This window comes from Klebsiella sp. CD33, assembly GCF_051992865.1.
GTDB classification, from domain to species: Bacteria; Pseudomonadota; Gammaproteobacteria; order Enterobacterales; family Enterobacteriaceae; genus Klebsiella; species Klebsiella pneumoniae.
The window spans coordinates 2,416,404-2,435,537 of the sequence record NZ_CP197023.1; the positions used below are offsets into that span (position 1 = coordinate 2,416,404).

The following is a 19,134-nucleotide window of genomic DNA, read 5'->3' on the forward strand; positions in this document are numbered from 1 at the left end:
CTTATCTGATGTGGGGGGCAATATGCTGAGCGATCAGCTCAATGGAACGCAGCGTATCCCGGTGCGAAGGCTCGACCGAGTGCACCTGAAACGAAATATCGGTGGCGCGGGCCAGCACGCTGTCCTGCGCCAGGGAGGCAATAACATGCTCAGGATCGCCAACGTGGGCATCCAGCTGTTGCAGATGGTCGGTGACACTGTCACCTTCTATCGTATGACCCGCCGCCCGGTGCTGAGTCGCCTGCTTGCGCAGACCGGGCTCGGCGACCTGCAGGGCGTGGGCGTGACTGTCGGCGACGAAGGCGGTGCGCGAGGCGAGGATCCGCGGCGCAACGCCGTCCGGCAGCGCCGCCAGGTAGGCGTCAATGATCGGGTTCTGAATGGCGTCCAGCGGCAGACGTGGCTCGCCGGGTGGCCGTGGCTGGGTGCGGGACAGCATCAGCCCGTGTCCCGCCTGACCGGCGCGGATGGCGCCCTCCGCAGAGAAGGTGGCGATCCAGATACGCTCCGCCAACTGCGGCGCCGGCGGATAGAGACGGTTGTCCGGGTGGCTCAGCGTGTCGCCGCGCCAGGCGCTATGGATCAGGTGCAGATGGTCGGCAAACGCCGCCCCGCGCTGCTCGCTGGTCAGGCCGAAGGGCAGAAACGAGGTTGGCGTGCCGCCGGAGCCAAAACCCACCTCCAGACGTCCGTCGGTGAGTAAATCCAGTACCGCTGCGTCTTCGGCGACGCGCAGCGGATTTTCCATCGGCAAGGTGATAATCGCTGTACCGAGGCGGATCCGGTCGGTCTGCGCCGCGACGTGGGCGAGAAACACCAGCGGTGAAGGCAGGCCGCCTTCCTGTTCATGAAAATGGTGCTGGGCAATCCATGCGCTGTCGAAGCCCAAACGCTCCGCGTGGCGGATCTGTTCGGCCGCCAGCCGGTAGCGCGTTTGCGCGGAGCCCTGATCGAGCAGACGGGTAAAAAAACCGAGGCGTTTAGGCATTATGCGTTCTCCGTGTGGGCCTGTGCTAAGCGGGAGGAAACCTGGGGAATGGCGGCGATCAGTTCGCGGGTGTAGGCCTGCTGCGGGGCGGCGAACAGGCGGTTTACGTCGCCATGCTCCACCACCTGGCCGGCGCGCAGAACCGTGACGCTGTCGGCGATCCGCCTGACCGTCGCCAGATCGTGGGTAATGAACAGGTAGCTCAGACCCAGCTGCTGCTGTAGCTGCTGCAGCAGGGCGAGGATCTGCGCCTGAACGGTGACGTCGAGCGCCGAAGTCGCTTCGTCAAGGACCAGTATCGCCGGCTCGAGGATCAGCGCCCGGGCAATCGCCACCCGCTGGCGCTGGCCGCCGGAAAGCTCCCGCGGCGTACGCGACAGCAGCTCGGGGGCCAGGGCCACCCGGGCGGCAACGCTCTCCACACGCTGGCGACGCGTCGCCGCGCTGAGGCGCTCAAAGTTTTTTAACGGCTCTTCGATAATCGCAAACAGCGTCTGGCGCGGGTCGAGCGAAGCGAAGGGGTTCTGGTAGACAAACTGGATCTTGCGCCGCAGCTGACGCTGTGCCTCGCGGCTGAGATGCCCGGCGTCAATACCGTCGATGGTGACCTGTCCGGCGTCGGCGCGCTCAAAGCCCAGCAGGATCCGCGCCAGGGTGGTTTTCCCGGAGCCGGATTCGCCCACCAGCGCATGGGTGCTGCCGCGTCTGACCTCAAAGCTGACGCTGTCGAGCGCCTGCAGCGCCTGTTTGCCCAGCGAGAAGCGTTTGCTGATCCCCTCCACGCGAATGGCCGGCGTGGCCAGCGGCCGGTGACGCGCCGCCGTTAGCCTCAACGGCGCATCCTGCAGGTCGTGGAGCAGCTGGCGGGTGTAAGGATGCTGCGGACGCTGGACAATCGCCTCGGTGGCGCCTTGTTCCTGAATCTCTCCCTGGCGAAACACCATGATCCGGTCGGCGCGTTCGGCGGCCAGCGCCAGATCGTGGGTGACAAACAGCACGGCGGTGCCCGACTCGCGACGCAGGATATCGAGCAGGTCGAGAATGCGCTTCTGCACTGTGACGTCGAGGGCGCTGGTGGGCTCGTCGGCAATAATCAGATCCGGCTGCAGGGCAATGGCGATGGCTATCAGCACCCGCTGTTTCATCCCGCCAGACAGCTGATGCGGATACTGGTCAAAACGCTGTTCCGGGTGGCTGAGACCGACTTTAGCGAGCAGGTTAAGAACCTGCTGTCGGCGCTCAGCGGCGGAGAGGGACTGATGCAGCCGCAGGATCTCTTCCACCTGCTGACCAATGGTTTTTACCGGGTTGAGCGAATTACCGGGATCCTGCGGGACCAGGCTGATGCTCACTCCGCGCAGGCGGTTCAGGCGTTTATCCGACCAGTCGCTAATCACTTCGCCATTGAGGACAATCCGCCCGGCATCCCGGCGGGCATTATCCGCCAGCAGGCCGATAATGGCCTGCGCGGTGGTGGTTTTCCCCGAGCCGGATTCTCCGACGAAGGCCAGCATTTCGCCGCGCTGGATGGAAAAGCTGATGTTGTGCACCACCTCGCGCCATTCGCCCCGCGAGCGGTAGCTGATGCGTAGATCTTCAACGGACAAAACGGTCATGGGCGTGCTCCACTCCACTGGCGGCTAAGACGATTGGCGGCAAGGACCACGGCGACCACGGCGAGGCCGGGGAAGGTGGTCAGCCACCAGGCGGTTGACAGGTAATTGCGACCTTCGGCGATCAGTAGTCCCCACTCCGGGACCGGCGGCGGAGTGCCGTAGCCGAGGAAGCTGAGGGTGGCCAGGGCCAACATCGCCTGACCGAACTGCAGCGTCGCGAAAGCAAGCACCGCAGTGAGCGCGTTGGGCAGAATATGGCGCCAGAAGACGGCGAAAAAAGTGCCACCGCTGCCCCGGGCCGCCTCGACGTAATCGCTGTGGCGCACGCGCACCACTTCTGCTCGCGCCAGGCGCGCGAAGCTGGCGATAGCCGCGACGCCAACCGCCACCGCCGCATTTACCGTACCGAAACCCAGCAGAATAATCACCGTGAGCTGCAGCAGCAGGGAGGGGATAGCCAGCAGGACATCGACCAGGCGCATGATGGTGGATTCCACGCGTCCGGCCAGCGCCCCGGCGAGGGTGCCAAGGGCGGTACCCACCACCAGGCCGATGGCGACGGCGATCAGCGCCGCCGACAGGGAATGCACCGCGCCGTAAACCACCCGCGTCCACAGGTCGCGCCCCAGCTGGTCGGTACCCAGCCAGTAGTGCGCCTGCGGCGCCAGGCGCTGAGCGCCGGGGATCCCCTCCAGCGGGTTAGCGGAGGTAAACCACTGTGGGGCAATGGCCATTAACAGGGCGGCGATCATCACCGCCCACGCCAGCCACAGGCCAGGCTGCAGGCGCACTCTACGCCACTCCGGGCGGCGGCGAACCGCGATGGTATAGTCGACCAGGCTCATTTCGCACCTCCGGTCTGTAAATGGAGTCGGGGGTCCAGTCGCGGCATGACCAGGTCGACCAGCAGGTTGATCAGGACGAAACCGAGGGCGGAGATCATCACCACCGCCTGTAGTACGGCGATATCCTGGTTATTGACCGCCTGCTGGGTCAGCTGGCCGAGGCCGCTGCGGCCGAAGACGGTCTCGGTGATCAGCGCCCCGGCAATCAGTTCGCCGAGCAGCAGCCCGGCAATATTCAGCGCCGGCAGCAGGGCATTCCCCATCACATGGCGCCAGAGGACGCCCGTTTCGCTCATGCCCTTGGCGCGGGCGACCGCGACGAAGGGCTGAACCGCCACCTGATCCATGCTGCGCATCAGGAGCTGCGCCAGTGGGGCGGAAATGGGCAGCGCGACGGCGATAACCGGTAAAATCAGTCCTTCCAGTGGACCGGGGTTGATCACCGGGATCCAGCGCAACTGAAACGAGAAGAGCTGGATCAGGGCGATACCCAACCAAAAGGTAGGCAGAGAGATAAACAGCACCGGTAGCGACTGCAGAAAATTGCTCAGCCAGCGCAGCCCCGGCAGCCGCGAGGCGAAAGCGAGGGCGAACGCCAGCGCCACGGCCAGCAGGAAGGCCGGCAGCGCGAGGCTTAAGGTATCCGGCAGGTTGCTGGCAATCAGACTGCTGACCGCCAGACCCGCCTGCAGGGAATAGCCGAAGTCGCCGTGCAGCATCGCCAGCAGCGTGTGCAGGTACTGGCGCCACAGCGGGCTATCGGCGCCGTAGGCCAGCCGCATCTCCGCAATTTGCGCCGGGCTCAGGCCAAGGTCCGGGTTCTGAAACTTGATCAGCACCGCATCCCCCGGCAGGACCTGCAGCAGGAAAAAGGTGAGGGTAAAGGCCGCCCACAGGACCAGCAGCCCCTGGCCGAATCGTCGCAGAAGATAAGCGCTCATAACCGGCCTCTTAGTGCTTGTCCAGCCACGCGCCGTAGAACGACGGACGACCGACGGCCTCGAAGCTGACGCCTTTGACCCACGGCGCGCCGGCGAACACCTGCGGCTCTTCGAAAATAGGGATCACATAGGCGTTATCGATCAGATAGCGCTGGGCGTCACCGGTTAACTGCAAGCGCTGCTGCGGCTCTACCGCCGCGGAGATGCCGGTAAGCAGGTCATTGAGCTTATCATCGCGGAAGCGCTGCACTTTATCGCTGGAGCCGCCTTTCTGCAGCAGCGCATCGCGGTTGTTGGGGAAGAACATACTTTTCACCACATCCGGGTCGGCGCGGCCCACTTCTGAGACGGTGAGCGGGGTTTTCTGCGGGTCGAGGTTATCCAGCGTACGGCTACCGGCATCCCCGGCTTTGACCGTCAACGCCACACCCACCTGGCGCCACTGCTGGGCGATCAGCTGCAGCACTTCCTTATTCTGCGGCTGCGGCAGCGACTCATAGACGGTCAGCGCCAGCCGCTGACCGTCTTTGCTGCGAATACCGTCGGCGGCGGGCTTCCAGCCGGCGTCATCCAGCAACTGCCGGGCTTTGGCCTGGTCGAAGGTGAGTTTATCGCTGAGATTGACATAGCCGGCGGCAGAGCTGGCCAGCACGGAGGTGGCTTGCGGGTAGTTAGCGGAGAATAGCGTCTCCACCACCTGCCTGGCGTTGGTGGCATGGAGCAGGGCCTGACGCACCCGCAGGTCGGCGACCAGTGGGTTATCCGGGCGGAAGCTCAGACTGTCGTTGACCCCGCGGGTAGGGGCAGCGTAGATCTTAAATCCCTGATCGGTAGCCTGCTTTTCATCGTAGGCCTGCACCTGGCGAATAAAGCCCGCCTGACCTGCCAGCAGCGCGCCGATACGCACGCTGTCTTCCGGCGTCACAATATAGGTGATGCCGTCGAGGTTAGCGGGCCCCTGCTGGGCAATGTTTTTCGGCCCCCACTGGTAATCCTTGCGCGCCACCAGCGTCAGCTCGCGGCCTGGTTTTTCATCCTGCACGACGAAGGGGCCGGAGCCGATAATATGTCGGGCATCGCCCAGCTCTTCAAAATTACTCTGCAGGGTGCTGAGAGATACCAGACCGGAGCCGATGGTGGCGGTTCCCTGCAGGAAGCCCGGCGACGGCTTGTTGAAGTAGAATTTTACCGTCAGCGGGTCGATCACTTCGCTGCGCTGGTAGTTATTGATGACCTCCGAGACGGGCAGACGATGGGCTTTATCTCCCAGACCATAGGTATCGAAGTTTTTGGCGACGGCGGCGGCGTCCAGCGGTGTGCCATCTGAGAAAGTGACCCCTTTGCGCAGGTGGAAGGTGTACTCGGTTTTATCGGCATTGCTGGTCCAGCTCTCGGCGATCCACGGCTCAATCTCCAGCGTTTTCGGGTTCTGCCAGGTGAGCTTGTCGGTTATCTGATTGAGAATCCCGCCATTTGGGTAAAAGCCGCCGGCGGGCGGATAGAGATTGGTGTGCGGTTGCTGCTCCAGATAAATTAAGGTGCCGCCTTTAACCGGCGTGTCGGCGGCCCAGACGGAAAAGGCGCCGGTGAGAAACAGCGCGGCCAGCGCGGGCAGGCGAAAATGACGATGCATGGTGAATTCCTTTGTTATCTATTGTGTTGCCATCATCGGGCGCGGCTAAAAACAAAGGAACCAAGGAATTGCGCTAAGCATTTGCGGAAATTGCATTTACTTCCCGGGTTGGGAAGCGAGAGGACGTGCCAGGGGGATCGCCTCTCCCGGACGGGAGAGGCGCGGGTGATTAGCTACGCAGATCGATAACCATACGGCCACGGATCTGACCTTGCTCCATCTCTTTGAAGATAGCGTTGATATCTTCCAGCGGACGCAGGGTGACTTTCGGCACCACTTTGCCTTCGGCGGCAAACTGGAAGGCTTCCACCAGATCCTGACGGGTGCCGACCAGCGAACCGACCACTTCGATGCCGTCCAGCACCAGACGCGGAATATCGAGGCTCATCGCCTCCGGCGGCAGGCCCACCGCGACCACGCGGCCACCGGCGCGAACGGCATCCACCGCCGAGTTAAAGGCCGCTTTAGCCACCGCGGTTACTACCGCAGCGTGGGCGCCGCCGGTTTTTTCCTGAATCACTTTCGCCGCATCTTCATTGCGGGAGTTGATGGTCAGGTCGGCGCCCATCGAGGCCGCCAGCTCCAGCTGTCCGTCGTTGACGTCGATAGCGATCACTTTGGCGTTAAACACATTCTTCGCATACTGCAGCGCGAGGTTACCCAGCCCGCCGAGGCCGTAGATGGCGATCCACTGGCCCGGTTTGATGTGGGAGACCTTGACCGCTTTGTAGGTGGTGACGCCCGCGCAGGTGATGCTGCTGGCGGCGGCGGAGTCGAGGCCGTCCGGAACTTTTACCGCGTAGTTGGCGGTGACGATGCACTCTTCCGCCATGCCGCCATCGACGGTATAGCCGGCGTTTTTCACCGAGCGGCAGAGCGTCTCGTTGCCGCTGTTACAGTAATCGCAGTGGCCGCAGCCTTCGAAGAACCACGCCACGCTGGCGCGGTCGCCCGGCTTCAGGGAGGTGACGCCCGGGCCGACTTTTTGTACCACCCCGATCCCTTCATGGCCGAGAATGACGCCGGTTTTATCGCCAAAATCGCCGTTTTTCACGTGCAGGTCAGTATGACACACGCCGCAGCATTCCATTTTCAACAGCGCTTCGCCGTATTCCAGCGGGCGCAGCGTTTTTTCCGTGACGTTAACCTGATGGTCGTGGGTAACAACAGCTGCCTTCATGCCTGTCTCCTTGTGGGGGAATTGATTAACTTAATTAATGCAATAGTACCCAATAAGGATTAGACGCTGAGCGGTAAAATACAAGGCGCTTAGTACAGAATGTGGCTTTTTGCTACAGGGATAGCACAAAATTCAGACAACATCGCTATATTTGGTAGGTAATAATATTGACGCTGAATGGTCATGTTTTTGTCATCACTCGAATCTATTGTTTTGCGCATCAATTTCTTATAACAACAGAGTGATACAACAATGCATCTGGTAAAAACCATCCTCACCGCCGGTCTGCTTTTGTCCGCCGCCGCCCAGGCCCACAATGTGCTGGAATTTCCCCAGCCGGAAAACAACCCGGAAGAATTTTACGCCGTCACTGAGATCCCGACGGGCGGGATCGTTAAGTACGAAACCGATGCTAAAACGGGGTTTATCGTCGCCGACCGCTTTCAGTCGATGCCGGTGGCCTACCCGGCGAACTACGGCTCGCTGACCCAGTCGCTGGCCGGGGATGGCGACCCGCTGGACGTGGTGTTTTATACCCGCGCGCCGATGGCCCCGGGCACGCTGATTAAGCTGCGGGCAATTGGTGTGCTGAAGATGGTAGACGGCGGTGAGAAAGACGACAAAATCATCGCCGTACCGGCCAGTAAAATTGACCCGACCTACGACGACATCAAGACCATCTCCGATCTGCCGAAAATAGAACAGCAGCGGCTGGAGGCCTTCTTCCGGGTCTATAAAGAACTGCCGGAGGGGCGTAAAAAGGTCGAGCTGGCCGGCTTTAATGACGCCGCGGCCGCGAAGCAGGAGATCAAATCGGCCTGGGAGGCCTGGAAGGCGAAGAACCCGCAATAATATTCATCGCGGGCGCTGGCCGGCGCCCGCGGCATTCGCTTTCACGATCCATGTGGCGGCAAAATCACACGTCACACGACAACGCTTATCCCACCATATTGCATCTTGACGCAGGATGAAGGTAATAGTTGTATTGTACAACCATTTCATTTTCTGGACCCGCCGCCATGCCTGATACCCCCTTAATCCAACAGATTCGTACCGCCTCGCGGTTAATGGTGCGCGAGCTGGGCTTTATGAGCACCACGCTGGCCGCCACCCATTATTCACCTTCGGCGGTGCACACCCTGCTTGAGGTATCGATGAGGGGGGAGATGACGGCCGCGCAGCTGGTCACGTTGCTGGGACTGGAAAAATCAAGCGTCAGCCGGATGGTCTCTCGTCTGCTGGCGGCCGGTGAGCTGGAGGAGCGTCCTTGCGCGGAGGATGCGCGCGCGAAATCACTCGCCCTGACGGCAAAGGGGCACGATACGGTGGCGAAAATTAACGCCTGGGGTACCCGTCAGGTGGTGGAGGCGTTAGACCATCTGGATGAGACGCAGCAGCAAACTGTCGCCACTGGACTGGCGGCCTATGCCCGGGCGCTGGCGCAGTGTCGGGATAGCGCGCTCGCGGATACGGCTCCGCAAATTTCGCTGATGACCGGCTACCAGCCGGGGATGATCGGCCGGATAGCCCAGATGCACGGGGAGTATTACGCCCGTCATCATGACTTTGGCGCTTTTTTTGAAGGCAAGGTCGCCAGCGGCGTAGCGGAATTTGCCACCCGGCTCTCCTCCCCGGCCAACCAGATCTGGCTGGCGATCCGCGAAGGGAAAATCGTCGGCTCGCTGGCTATCGATGGCGAGGACCTCGGCCAGCAGGAGGCGCATTTGCGCTGGTTCATTCTCGATGACAGCTGCCGGGGAACCGGCATTGGCAGGCGGCTCCTCAGCGAGGCGATGGCTTTCTGCGATAGTCGCCAGTTTAGCGCGGTGCAGCTGTGGACCTTTAAAGGGTTGGACGCGGCCCGCAAACTGTATGAATCCTTTGGCTTCACGTTAATCCGCGAATGGCAGGGGGAGCAGTGGGGAAAGGTAATGACCGAGCAGCAGTTTACCCGGTCCGGAAACATCGGCTAAGGGCGTGGCGCCTTAGCCGGTGGGGGGGACATGGAGATTACGTCAGTTGGTTAAGCAGGCGGGCAATCTCCTCTTGCCACTGTGCCTGCAGTGACGGCTTTTGATGTTTTGGCTTACGGGCCATGTCGTCAGCCAGCCACTGCTCCAGGTCAATCAGCCGCGCCAGCAGCGCCTCCTCATCATCGTCAGCCCCGGCGGGTGTACTCTGCAAAGCGAGCCGACTGTCCGGGGCGGGCGCCACGGCCTGCAGACGGGCATAGACCTCCTCCAGGCTGTGCCACTCCGTTAGCCCGGCGCTGTCAATCAGCCAGAAGCGGTTACAGCTTTCGCTAATCAGCTGGCGGTCATGACTGACCAGCAGCACGCCGCCGGGGTAATCGCGCAGCGTCTGCGCCAGCGCCGCTTTACCCTCCATATCAAGATGGTTGGTGGGTTCATCCAGCAGCAGCAGACTGTAGCGCGCCAGCGACAGGCCAACGAACAGCAGCCGCGATCGCTCGCCGCCGCTGAGGGTGCTGACCTTCTGGCTATGTCTCGCCCAGCCAAACCCGGCGGCGATCAGCGCCCGTTTACGGGTGTCCGCCGACGGGGCAAACGGCGTCAGGGCCTCGAGCAGGCTGGCCTCGTCCGGCAACTGCGCCAGCGTCTGGTCATAGTAGCCGGGGTGCAACCGGGGATGCAGGCGCAGCCCCGGGAGAGGCGATGCGTTGTTCATCTGCTGCCACAGCAGGCGCAGCAGGGACGATTTGCCGCCGCCATTACGTCCCATGATGGCCACGCGATCGCCGCTGCGCAGGCGCGCCACGCCGGTGGTGAAGAGGAATGGCTGACCCGGCGCGGGCGAGACGGGAAGGGTGTCCATCTCCAAAAGGCGGTCGGCCGGCAGGGCGTCCCCCTGTAACACCAGGCGCCACGGCGGGCCGACGCTGAGCTCGGTCTGCTCGTCTTTCAGGCGGGCGACCTGCTTCTCCATCTGTTTGGCTTTGCGGGCGAGATCTTCATTGTCATAGACCCGACCCCAGGTGGCCAGCCGCCGGGCGCTGGCGCTGACCCGGTCGATCTCTTTTTGCTCCGCCTTATGACGTAACGCGGCGCTTTCATCCTGCTCCTGCAGTGCCTGACGGGCAGCGCTGCAGGGCAAGGCGAAGCAATGTAGCGTCTGGTCACGGAGGATCCAACTCGCATTAGTTACAGCATCCAGTAAGGTGTTGTCGTGTGACACCAGTACGAAGCTCCCCTGCCAAGTTTGCAGGAAGCTTTCCAGCCACAGCAGGGTGGGCAGATCGAGATGGTTGCCCGGCTCATCCAACAAGAGCAGATCAGGCTGGCGGATCAGCGCCCGGGCCAGCAGCAGACGCGTGTGCTGGCCGCCGCTCAGGGTGGCGGTCTGCTGCTCCATCACCGCCGGGGTAAAGCCCATCTGCGCCAGCAGGCGTTCGGCCAGCCAGCGCTGCGCTTCCCGTACATCAGCGGGTAATGGGGCCAGCACCGCCTGCAGCAGCGACTGCGAACGCAGCGCCTCCGGCAGATGCTGTTCAACGCGGGCCATCAGACACTGACCGGCAAGCGAGACGCTGCCCGAGGTGGGCGCGAGGGTGCCGTCCAGCACCTGCAGCAGGGTGCTTTTGCCGCAACCATTATGGCCGATGAGACCGATCCGGTCGCCTTTCTTCAGGGTGAAGGAGAGGGAGTTAAACAGCGGCCCAAAAGCCGTCTCCACGTGGAGCGCATGGGCAGTTAGTAATGTACTCATAGTCAACTTACTCAAGAGTTACAGGCATGCAAATGCCTCGTCAAAACTCGCTGACGATAACCCGGTAAGCCGGAGAGAAGGGATTGCGTGAAGAGTCTTCGCTCAAGCCATAGTTATCGCAGCACGATACCGATAACGCTTGAGCTGGCGCAATTGCCTAAAGCATGTGAAACAATAAACATTTCACAATACAGCATGGGGGGCCTCCTTTTTTATTCAGTCAGTGGGTGGGTGCTGGCAGTGTAGTGGGGAAAGGCTAGCGACGCCAGTGACAAAACTGGCAGGGGGCCCCGCCAGCTTTCACCTGCGCCGCCTTTGTCTACGATGCCGGGTTGGCGCAGAGGGCTTATGTGTTTGCCAGAACATGGTTGCAGAACCATTTTTTTGCTGGCTCATTTACGGTGCCTCTACAGGGACGGTGGCGATCGGGCGGGCAATCATGATTGCCGTTTCACTGAGCGCATTCAGATCGCTTACCTGAGTACACTGGCGGGCCATGACCTGCGGATCGCCGTCCGGAAACCAGCCCTCATTGAATGACAGGGTGTAAAACTGGGTATGCCGCTTGACTTCACAGCGCCAGGCGCGGCCAAGATTGTTTCTGTCGATAAGCCAGCGGGGATCTTTCGCTTCAACAAAAATTTCATATTTAGAGGGTTGAGTGACATGTCGAGCTGAATTAGTTTTGCTCCAGAAAATGGCAGTGTAAGAAATGTTGTGTTTACCGTACTGAATACTGGCATCCCGACCCGGGGTGACCTCCGGGTGGAGGAAAATAAATATCCCGGCGGCAATCAGTACCATCAGCGGTAATATAGGATGCTGTATCGGCCGCCAGGGGATTTTACGTACCGCCAACAGCCAGACCAGGGTAATAATAAACACGTAGAGCAGGGCGAAGAAAAATTTACTCGGCTCATAGATGACGACATCCACCAGATCGCCAGTGGCGGGCTGATACTGCTCAGCGCGCGGGGTGAGCATCCACATATCGCCGCCAAATAGGCACAGGCCGGCGATGATGGCGGACCCGCCCGTAAGCAATAAAATAACACGGATCAGAATAGCGATTGTTTTATTTGTGCCTGGGATTAATTTTTGCATTTCACATTCCGTTGTGAGGGGAGAGGCAACTATTTTGCACAGCGGAGGGCGCGCGGCAAATGCTATCCGTTTTATATTTTTACGATGAATGTATATAGGCGGAAAAAACGTTTCTGTGGCGGGAGGTATTATTCTGACGTTATTAATAACCGGGCCGCTATTTCGACCCGGTGACAGCGATTAAATCGAGGTGCGGCGATAATTGCGATATTCCGGTAACCAGAAATTATCGCTGATCGCTTGCAGCAGCGCTTCGGCGGAGGTTTTCACCGCCACGCCTTGCTCCTGGGCCACCTTGCCCACCGCGAAGGCAATCGCCCGTGAGACGGTCTGGATATCCTTCAGCTCCGGCAGCACCGGACCTTCGCCGGTGTTGACCAGCGGCGAGTGCTGCGCCAGGGTTTCGCTGGCAGCCATCAGCATCTCGTCGGTGACCCGCGACGCGCCGGAGGCGATCACCCCCAGTCCAATACCCGGGAAGATATAGGAGTTATTGCACTGGGCGATGGGATACTGCTTGCCTTTCACGGTAACCGGGGAGAATGGGCTGCCGGTGGCGACCAGCGCCTCGCCGTCGGTCCAGCTCAGGATATTCTGCGGCGTCGCTTCCACCCGTGAGGTTGGGTTGGAGAGCGGCATCACGATCGGCCGCGGGCAGTGCTTGTGCATCTCGCGGATAATCTCTTCCGTGAACAGTCCCGGCTGACCCGAGACGCCGATCAGGATGTTCGGCTTCACGTTGCGCACTACGTCCAGCAGGGACAGCGCCTCGCTGGTGGTATCCCAGCTCTGCAGCTGCTCACGCTTTTGCACCAGCTTGTTCTGGAACGGTAGCAGATTAGGCATGCCGTCGGTTAACAGGCCGAAGCGGTCAACCATAAACACGCGCTGGCGGGCCTCTTCTTCACTGAGTCCTTCGCGGACGATCTGGGCGATAATCTGTTCAGCGATACCGCAGCCGGCCGAACCCGCGCCGAGAAAGACGATTTTTTGCTCGCTCAGCTGGCTACCGGCGCCGCGGCTGGCGGCGATCAGCGTCCCGACGGTCACCGCCGCGGTGCCCTGAATATCGTCGTTAAACGAGCAGATTTCATTGCGGTAGCGGTTGAGCAGCGGCATGGCGTTCTTTTGCGCAAAATCTTCAAACTGCAGCAGCACGTCCGGCCAGCGGGCCTTAATCGCCTGGATCACGTCGTCAACGAACTGATAGTACTCGTCGTCGGTAATGCGTGGATGGCGCCAGCCCATATACAGCGGATCGTCGAGCAGCTGCTGGTTGTTTGTTCCGACGTCCAGCACGATAGGCAGGGTGTAAGCCGGGCTGATGCCGCCGCAGGTGGTGTACAGCGACAGTTTACCGATCGGGATCCCCATTCCGCCGATTCCCTGGTCGCCGAGGCCGAGAATGCGCTCGCCATCGGTGACCACAATCACTTTCACGTTGTGGTTCGGGACGTTCTGCAGGATGTCGTCAAGGTTATGGCGATTCTGGTAGGAGATAAAGACGCCGCGGGCGCGACGATAGATCTCGGAGAACCGTTCGCAGGCCGCGCCTACCGTCGGGGTATAGATAACCGGCATCATCTCTTCAAGGTGGTTGCCGATCAGGCGATAAAACAGGGTTTCGTTGGTGTCCTGGATGTTACGCAGATAAATATGTTTGTCGATTTCAGTTTTGAATCCCTGATACTGGATCCAGGCGCGTTCCGCTTGCTCTTCGATAGTTTCAACCACTTCCGGCAGCAGGCCGAGCAGGTTGAAATTGCTGCGCTCTTCCATACTGAAGGCGCTTCCCTTGTTGAGCAGGGGGAATTCAAGCAGAACGGGACCCGCGTAGGGGATGTACAGGGAACGGTTTTTCTTATGGGTAAATTGCATCGCACTAACTCCTTGATCATGACCACAGTCCCGGCGCGGCGATAAGCGAAGGGCGGGTGGAAAGCAGCGGGCAGAGTATAGAGCAGAAGGTCTTCAAGCGGGTAAACAAGCAGTCAATTGCCATAAAAAAACACCATCCTGGCAACAGGACGGTGTTGTTTATCATCACTCAGGCTGAAAATTAACCACCGCGGCGTTTGCGGCCGGTAGCATGGATGTGGTTGATGGTGGTTTCTTCATCGCCTTCCAGCACCACTTTTTTCTGCCGGGAAAGCTTATAGTTCAGACCGAGAAGATGACGTGCCTGATGGTTCGATTTCATTCTGACTCCTTTATCCTGTTCTGGTTTCAAGGGCAAACCCGGTAATGACCGGATGAAATGTAACCCAAAGTCGGCCGCGCGTTTTTTGTGCGGCCACAGGTAGGGTGGTCCATTTTCTCGGTAATAGCAACCCTGGGGAGCCAGATTAAGAACAGTCCTCCTTGCGCGCCGCAGGGGTCACCACTTCATCTCACCGGTATTAACTTTGGCGCTTAACTCCAGCGAGCTGGTCTCCGCCAGGCCCGGCCACTGTGCCTCCATCGCCTTGATCACCCCGGCCGAATCCGAATGCGTCTTCAGCGCCTGCTCGAACTGCTGGAGATAAGTTTTTGTAAAGCGCACTGCGCTGTCTCCCTCCGGCGGGGTGCCGAGATAATGGCCCGGGATCACCCGCTGCGGGTGCAGGGCGATCATCTGGTCCAGCGTATTACGCCATTGCTGACGACTGGCCGGCGTCTGGGTGTCGGCGGTCCAGAGATGCATACCCCACGCCACGCCGGTGCCGCCGAGGATCGTTTTGTTCGCCCGGATCCAGACGAACGCCGCGTAGTCATGCGGCTGCATGATGGTCACTTTCTCGCCATCGATGGTAAAGCTGTTGGCCTCCAGCGCCTGTGGGACATACACCTGCGTCGGCGCGCCGTCTTTCATTTGCGGGCCCCAGTACGCCAGTTTGGCCGCTTTGGTGGCTGCAATATGTTTGACGACCTCCGGCGTGGCGACCACCTCCGCCTGCGGGAAGGCTTTTACCAGCGGCTCAAGACCAAAATAGAAATCCGGATCGCCAGAGGTGATCACAATCCGCGATAGCGGTTTGCCGTTTTTCCTGATCATCTCCACCAGCTTTTCCCCATCTTTGACGCTGAACTGCGCGTCGAAAAGTACCGCTTCATGCGGACCGGAAACGAGGGTCGAGTTGACGGCAAAAAGTCCTTTTTCCTGCGGGTTGTAAGTTTGCAGCGTCAGAGGCGCCGCGAAGACCGCGCCGCTGAACAGGGCGGTAGCAACAGCAAGGGCAGATAATTTCATGATTTATTCTCAGTAACAGGTGAATGCGTTCCATTGTACGGATTTCGCTATTTGATAAAATTCCTGAAACAAGAGATGCTGAGTTTCATAAAACGTGCAGATCAGGGGGAGTGATGGACAGGGTGATTGCTGCGCAGGTGTATCTGCGCATCTGCGAGCTGGGAAGTCTTAGCGCCGCGGCGCGGGCGCTGGGGATGTCGCGCCCGATGGTGAGCCGCTATCTGGAACAAATGGAGAGCTGGGCCGGCGCCCGGCTGATCCATCGCTCAACCCGGCGGCTGACGCTGACCCCGGCCGGGGAGAAGGTATTGCTCAAGACCCGCGGTTTGACGCGGATCGCCGATGAAATCGCCGGCGAGCGTCAGCGGGCCGATCCCAGCGGCACACTGCGCGTCGCCTGCGCGCACTTTACCGCCATGCAGCTGATCTCTCCGCTGCTGCCGGACTTTCTCGCCCGCTATCCACTACTGCGCCTGGAGCTGGATATCAATAACCATCCGGTCAGCCTGATCGGCGAGCGTATCGACGTGGCCATTCGCATTACCGACAACCCGGAGGCGGGGGCCATCGCTCGTCGCCTCGGAGTGTGCCGTTCGCTGCTCTGCGCCGCGCCGGGCTGGATGCGCCAGCATGGCCCATTGACGACGCCCGACGATCTGCAACGACATAACTGCCTGCTATACAGCCATTTCGCCAGCCAGCACTGGCAGTTCAGCGATGCGCAGGGGCGGGAAGCGTCGGTGGCGGTGAACGGTAATCTGAGCGCAGGGATATCTTCATTGCTGCTGGAGGCGGCGGTTGCCGGGTGCGGCATTGCGATGCTTCCCGAACTGGAGGCCCGGGGCGCGATTGCCAGCGGCACGCTGGAGGTGGTGCTTCCGGAGTGGACGCCGAAGGCGTTGAGCGTTTACGGCATCTATCTTTCCCGCGACTACCAACCTGACGGATTACCGCTATTTCTTGATGCGCTGCAGAGGCGTCTGGGAGAGGAGACTGGCCACGGCTGAGTCTTGGCGCTTCGCGCCCCGACAGCACCGGCGGAAGGCAATTCCGCCGGTAGGCTGACGTTGAGCTTTATTCGTTGCCCCACTGATTAAGGAAATTAGCGATATCGTCAATGCGGTCTTCGTTAATGGCCGCCTCGCGGGCCATTTCTCGCTGCGCCTCTTCGTCAATCTCTTCGTTATTAGTTAACCGCGCAATCAGCAGTTGGAAATAGCGCGCCAGCGCATCGCGTTCTTCATCCTTTACCGGCGCAGCCGCTTCGGTCTCGTATTCGTCCACGATGTCATAAAATTTCAGGGGGATGTCATTACTCATCTGTCGTCCTCAGGGGTGGCGTCGGGGCCAGGGTTAGCGCACAGCGGCGGGCGGACATCATAGCATGCGGCCAGAGTAGCGGAGTGGAGGAAAGAAAAAATTGCCGCAACCGGGAGGCGAGGGGCCAGTATATAGCCGCAAGGGTTGGCCGGGAAAATACCGGCGCGCGCTGGCGCGCGTCGGTATGCCGGGAGGCTTAGACCACACCATCCCCGCCGTCAGAACACCACACCTGTCCGGAGGTATATGAGCAGGCATCGGATGCCAGGGTGACATACAGCGGGGCGATCTCTACCGGTTGTCCCGGGCGCCCCATCGGCGTGTCTTTGCCAAACTGTTTCACCTTCTCGTCCGGCTGGCCGCCGCTGGATTGCAGCACCGTCCAGTAAGGGCCAGGCGCTACGGCGTTCACGCGAATGCCTCGTTTCGCCACCTGTTTAGCCAGCGATTTAGTGAAGATCGCGAGACAGGCTTTGGTCTGCGCATAATCGAGCAGGATCGGGCTGGGTTTATACGCCTGTACCGAGGTGGTATTGATAATCGCGCTTCCGGCCTGGAGGTGAGGCAGTGCGGCGCGGGTGATCCAGAACGGCGCGTAGACGTTGGTTTTAAAGGTAGCGTCGAAATCTTCGGTAGTGAGTTCCTCAAGGGTTTCACAGTATTGCTGACGCCCGGCGTTATTAACCAGGATGCTCAGACCTCCCAGCTGTTCCACCGCGTCGGCCACCAGCGACTGGCAGAAGGATTCGGAGCGAATATCACCCGGGAGGGCCACCGCGGTGCGCCCTTCGGCTTTGATCAGGGCGATAACTTCATCCGCATCCTTTTGCTCTTCGGGCAGATAGTTTATCGCGACGTCGGCGCCTTCGCGGGCAAAGGCGATCGCCACCGCACGGCCAATACCGGAGTCGCCGCCGGTAATTAACGCTTTCTTACCGGCCAGTCGCCCGGAGCCGGTGTAGCTGGTTTCACCGTGGTCCGGGGATGGCTCCATTTCCGCATCCAGACCCGGCGGGGTTTGTTCTTGCTCCGGGAACTCCGGACGTGGAGCCGTCTCTTCTGGCAACATGGAGGTGGGTAACTTCTTCATTGGCGGTTTTTCATCTTGCATAGTCATCTCCTTCAGACAGAACGGGCCAGCTCTAAGAATAGGTCAGCTTCTCCTGGCGACAGACCCTGGATGACTCGCAACATCGCAGTCAATGGCCAATCGTAGGCGTAACGGTATGCCTTAACCGACTGATCCTTGGCGTATTTCGGGGGATAGCGTTGCGTTATTATTGCTGACGTTAAATTAGGATTATTCCATCCTTAATCAAGGGCCAAGGGCTATTTTCGTAACGCGCATGATCTTTTTCTCAAGTTACGATGAAGGTGCTGCCTGAATAAACGATGAAGATGTTCACTCGCAAACCATGGCCTATAAGGTGATACCTCTTTAGGGGTAATATTCCTGGGGTTGTGTTGCGCGAGATAAAGAAATATTTATTCATTAAATCGTTTGCATTTTTTTACAAACGGCCGTTGGACGTTTCTGTTTTACCCGCCGGTGAACATAACCTACGTCAAATAAAGGAGTTGTGTGAGGTATATTTTATCTTGCCGCTTCGTTAGTAAAGCTTTATTTTGTCAGTGCGCGGATGGGTATCTGAAATTAATTTGACTCCTGCAGGCATTCCTCTAGTGTTAGATATCGAGGGCGATGATTTGTAACAGGGTCATTTTCCATTTACCAACCGATATTGATCAAACCAAAGGTGAAAATTATGGCAGAGCATAGAGGCGGTTCAGGTAATTTTGCAGAAGATCGTGAGAAAGCATCCGAAGCCGGGCGTAAAGGCGGACAGCACAGCGGCGGGAACTTTAAAAATGATCCTGAACGTGCATCCGAAGCCGGTAAGAAGGGTGGTAAGAACAGTCATGGCGGCGGCCGTAAATCCGGTGACAGCTAGCGACTGATGAGCTGTGACGCCGACAAATCGGCGTTGAGACAAAACCTGTGGGCCAGATGGTCCGCAGGTTTCTGCATATTCAGGGTTTATTTATCTATAACGACATTCATTATCCGCGATGTGGGGAAACTAAAAGGTGAGGAGGAAATCGCCGCATCACTAGCAATAAAAGACGGCCGCAGCGGCAATAAATTAGCCGGACGGTAAAGACAGAAAATAACGGAACGGGACAATACGCAACGCTACTTTCTTTTTTATGCTTAGGCAAAAGAAAGTCATTTTCAGCGTAAGGTTTAGCGCCTGACGCTGCGGTCAGAGCGTCGATAAAATGGTCGCTCAATATTGTTCGGTCCTAAGGTAATAAAATGAAGTTGACGCCAGTGTTTATTAAGCGCTGTCATCTTGTCGCCGCCGTTATGTGGGTGGGTCTGGCGATACCCTCGTTAATCTGGTGGAAAGACAGCGTACTGTGGGTCATTCTCATCAGTATTTATGCCAATATTGTTGGCCATTTATCCGGATATAGCGCAGCGCGAGCTGACCAGGCGGCGGAAGAGAGTGAAGAGTCCACGTCAAAATAAAAGGTTAATGATCAGAGGT

Annotated in this window: 19 protein-coding genes; 6 read left to right on the forward strand and 13 right to left on the reverse strand. The window is 59.3% G+C overall.

Going from position 1 to position 19,134, the window contains the following annotated elements:
* Nucleotide 1: 1 nt before the first annotated feature.
* From ACR809_RS12030 to adhP, 6 genes are all read right to left on the reverse strand, one after another.
* Entirely contained in the window at nt 2–988 is a 987-nt protein-coding gene (locus tag ACR809_RS12030) for a putative FMN-dependent luciferase-like monooxygenase (protein ID WP_162992538.1), read from the reverse strand.
* Nucleotides 988–2,604: a dipeptide ABC transporter ATP-binding protein gene (locus tag ACR809_RS12035; protein WP_004189869.1), complete on the reverse strand. Its 1,617-nt coding sequence runs from the start codon at nt 2,602–2,604 to the stop codon at nt 988–990. Before ACR809_RS12035 ends, ACR809_RS12030 begins: the two co-directional genes overlap by 1 nt.
* Nucleotides 2,601–3,449 (reverse strand): ABC transporter permease, encoded by an 849-nt coding sequence (locus tag ACR809_RS12040; RefSeq protein WP_122051275.1) that lies wholly within the window; start codon nt 3,447–3,449, stop codon nt 2,601–2,603. Before ACR809_RS12040 ends, ACR809_RS12035 begins: the two co-directional genes overlap by 4 nt.
* Entirely contained in the window at nt 3,446–4,390 is a 945-nt protein-coding gene (locus ACR809_RS12045) for an ABC transporter permease (protein ID WP_048990728.1), read from the reverse strand. Before ACR809_RS12045 ends, ACR809_RS12040 begins: the two co-directional genes overlap by 4 nt.
* Nucleotides 4,391–4,400: 10 nt before the next feature.
* On the reverse strand, nt 4,401–6,023 hold the full coding sequence (locus ACR809_RS12050; protein ID WP_122051276.1) for a TIGR04028 family ABC transporter substrate-binding protein: 1,623 nt from the start codon (nt 6,021–6,023) through the stop codon (nt 4,401–4,403).
* Nucleotides 6,024–6,192: 169 nt separating this feature from the next.
* Complete coding sequence (adhP, locus tag ACR809_RS12055; RefSeq protein WP_002906221.1) at nt 6,193–7,203, reverse strand: alcohol dehydrogenase AdhP; 1,011 nt, start codon at nt 7,201–7,203, stop codon at nt 6,193–6,195.
* 252 nt (nt 7,204–7,455) lie between these two features.
* On the opposite strand from adhP, the gene ACR809_RS12060 reads away from it, so the two are divergent.
* On the forward strand, nt 7,456–8,055 hold the full coding sequence (locus tag ACR809_RS12060) for an inorganic diphosphatase (protein ID WP_009307786.1): 600 nt from the start codon (nt 7,456–7,458) through the stop codon (nt 8,053–8,055).
* Between the two features lie 167 nt (nt 8,056–8,222).
* Entirely contained in the window at nt 8,223–9,176 is a 954-nt protein-coding gene (locus tag ACR809_RS12065; RefSeq protein WP_004184175.1) for a bifunctional helix-turn-helix transcriptional regulator/GNAT family N-acetyltransferase, read from the forward strand.
* A 37-nt stretch (nt 9,177–9,213) separates the two neighbouring features.
* Here ACR809_RS12065 and ACR809_RS12070 read toward each other — a convergent pair whose 3' ends face one another.
* From ACR809_RS12070 to ACR809_RS12080, 3 genes are all read right to left on the reverse strand, one after another.
* The gene (locus tag ACR809_RS12070; RefSeq protein WP_122051277.1) at nt 9,214–10,929 is read right to left on the reverse strand and encodes an ABC-F family ATP-binding cassette domain-containing protein; all 1,716 of its coding nucleotides are present in this window, start codon (nt 10,927–10,929) and stop codon (nt 9,214–9,216) included.
* Nucleotides 10,930–11,325: 396 nt separating this feature from the next.
* Nucleotides 11,326–12,033 carry a glycosyl transferase gene (locus ACR809_RS12075; RefSeq protein WP_122051278.1) on the reverse strand — a complete coding sequence of 236 codons (708 nt, stop codon included), beginning with the start codon at nt 12,031–12,033 and terminating at the stop codon, nt 11,326–11,328.
* 180 nt (nt 12,034–12,213) lie between these two features.
* Complete coding sequence (locus ACR809_RS12080; protein WP_122051279.1) at nt 12,214–13,911, reverse strand: NAD-dependent malic enzyme; 1,698 nt, start codon at nt 13,909–13,911, stop codon at nt 12,214–12,216.
* 56 nt (nt 13,912–13,967) lie between these two features.
* On the opposite strand from ACR809_RS12080, the gene ACR809_RS12085 reads away from it, so the two are divergent.
* Complete coding sequence (locus ACR809_RS12085) at nt 13,968–14,096, forward strand: hypothetical protein (protein WP_002906122.1); 129 nt, start codon at nt 13,968–13,970, stop codon at nt 14,094–14,096.
* Here ACR809_RS12085 and sra read toward each other — a convergent pair.
* Nucleotides 14,093–14,233 carry a stationary-phase-induced ribosome-associated protein gene (gene sra, locus ACR809_RS12090; RefSeq protein WP_004143727.1) on the reverse strand — a complete coding sequence of 47 codons (141 nt, stop codon included), beginning with the start codon at nt 14,231–14,233 and terminating at the stop codon, nt 14,093–14,095. The two genes, ACR809_RS12085 and sra, sit on opposite strands and share 4 nt — an antisense overlap.
* 177 nt (nt 14,234–14,410) lie before the next feature.
* Complete coding sequence (locus tag ACR809_RS12095) at nt 14,411–15,262, reverse strand: Vmh family MBL fold metallo-hydrolase (RefSeq protein WP_004151241.1); 852 nt, start codon at nt 15,260–15,262, stop codon at nt 14,411–14,413.
* 113 nt (nt 15,263–15,375) lie between these two features.
* Between ACR809_RS12095 and ACR809_RS12100 the strand changes: the two genes are divergently transcribed.
* Nucleotides 15,376–16,269: a LysR family transcriptional regulator gene (locus tag ACR809_RS12100; RefSeq protein ID WP_004184171.1), complete on the forward strand. Its 894-nt coding sequence runs from the start codon at nt 15,376–15,378 to the stop codon at nt 16,267–16,269.
* Nucleotides 16,270–16,336: 67 nt separating this feature from the next.
* On the opposite strand, the gene ACR809_RS12105 is transcribed toward ACR809_RS12100, so the two are convergent.
* Together ACR809_RS12105 and ACR809_RS12110 are read right to left on the reverse strand one after the other, a co-directional pair.
* Nucleotides 16,337–16,582: a YmjA family protein gene (locus ACR809_RS12105; protein WP_002906114.1), complete on the reverse strand. Its 246-nt coding sequence runs from the start codon at nt 16,580–16,582 to the stop codon at nt 16,337–16,339.
* Nucleotides 16,583–16,778: 196 nt separating this feature from the next.
* Nucleotides 16,779–17,693: an SDR family oxidoreductase gene (locus ACR809_RS12110; RefSeq protein WP_004151242.1), complete on the reverse strand. Its 915-nt coding sequence runs from the start codon at nt 17,691–17,693 to the stop codon at nt 16,779–16,781.
* A 655-nt stretch (nt 17,694–18,348) separates the two neighbouring features.
* Here ACR809_RS12110 and ACR809_RS12115 point away from each other — a divergent pair.
* A complete protein-coding gene (locus ACR809_RS12115; RefSeq protein ID WP_004143718.1) occupies nt 18,349–18,534 on the forward strand; it encodes a general stress protein in 186 nt (61 codons plus the stop codon).
* A gap of 365 nt (nt 18,535–18,899) precedes the next feature.
* Nucleotides 18,900–19,115 (forward strand): hypothetical protein, encoded by a 216-nt coding sequence (locus ACR809_RS12120; RefSeq protein ID WP_115196180.1) that lies wholly within the window; start codon nt 18,900–18,902, stop codon nt 19,113–19,115.
* Nucleotides 19,116–19,134: the final 19 nt, after the last annotated feature.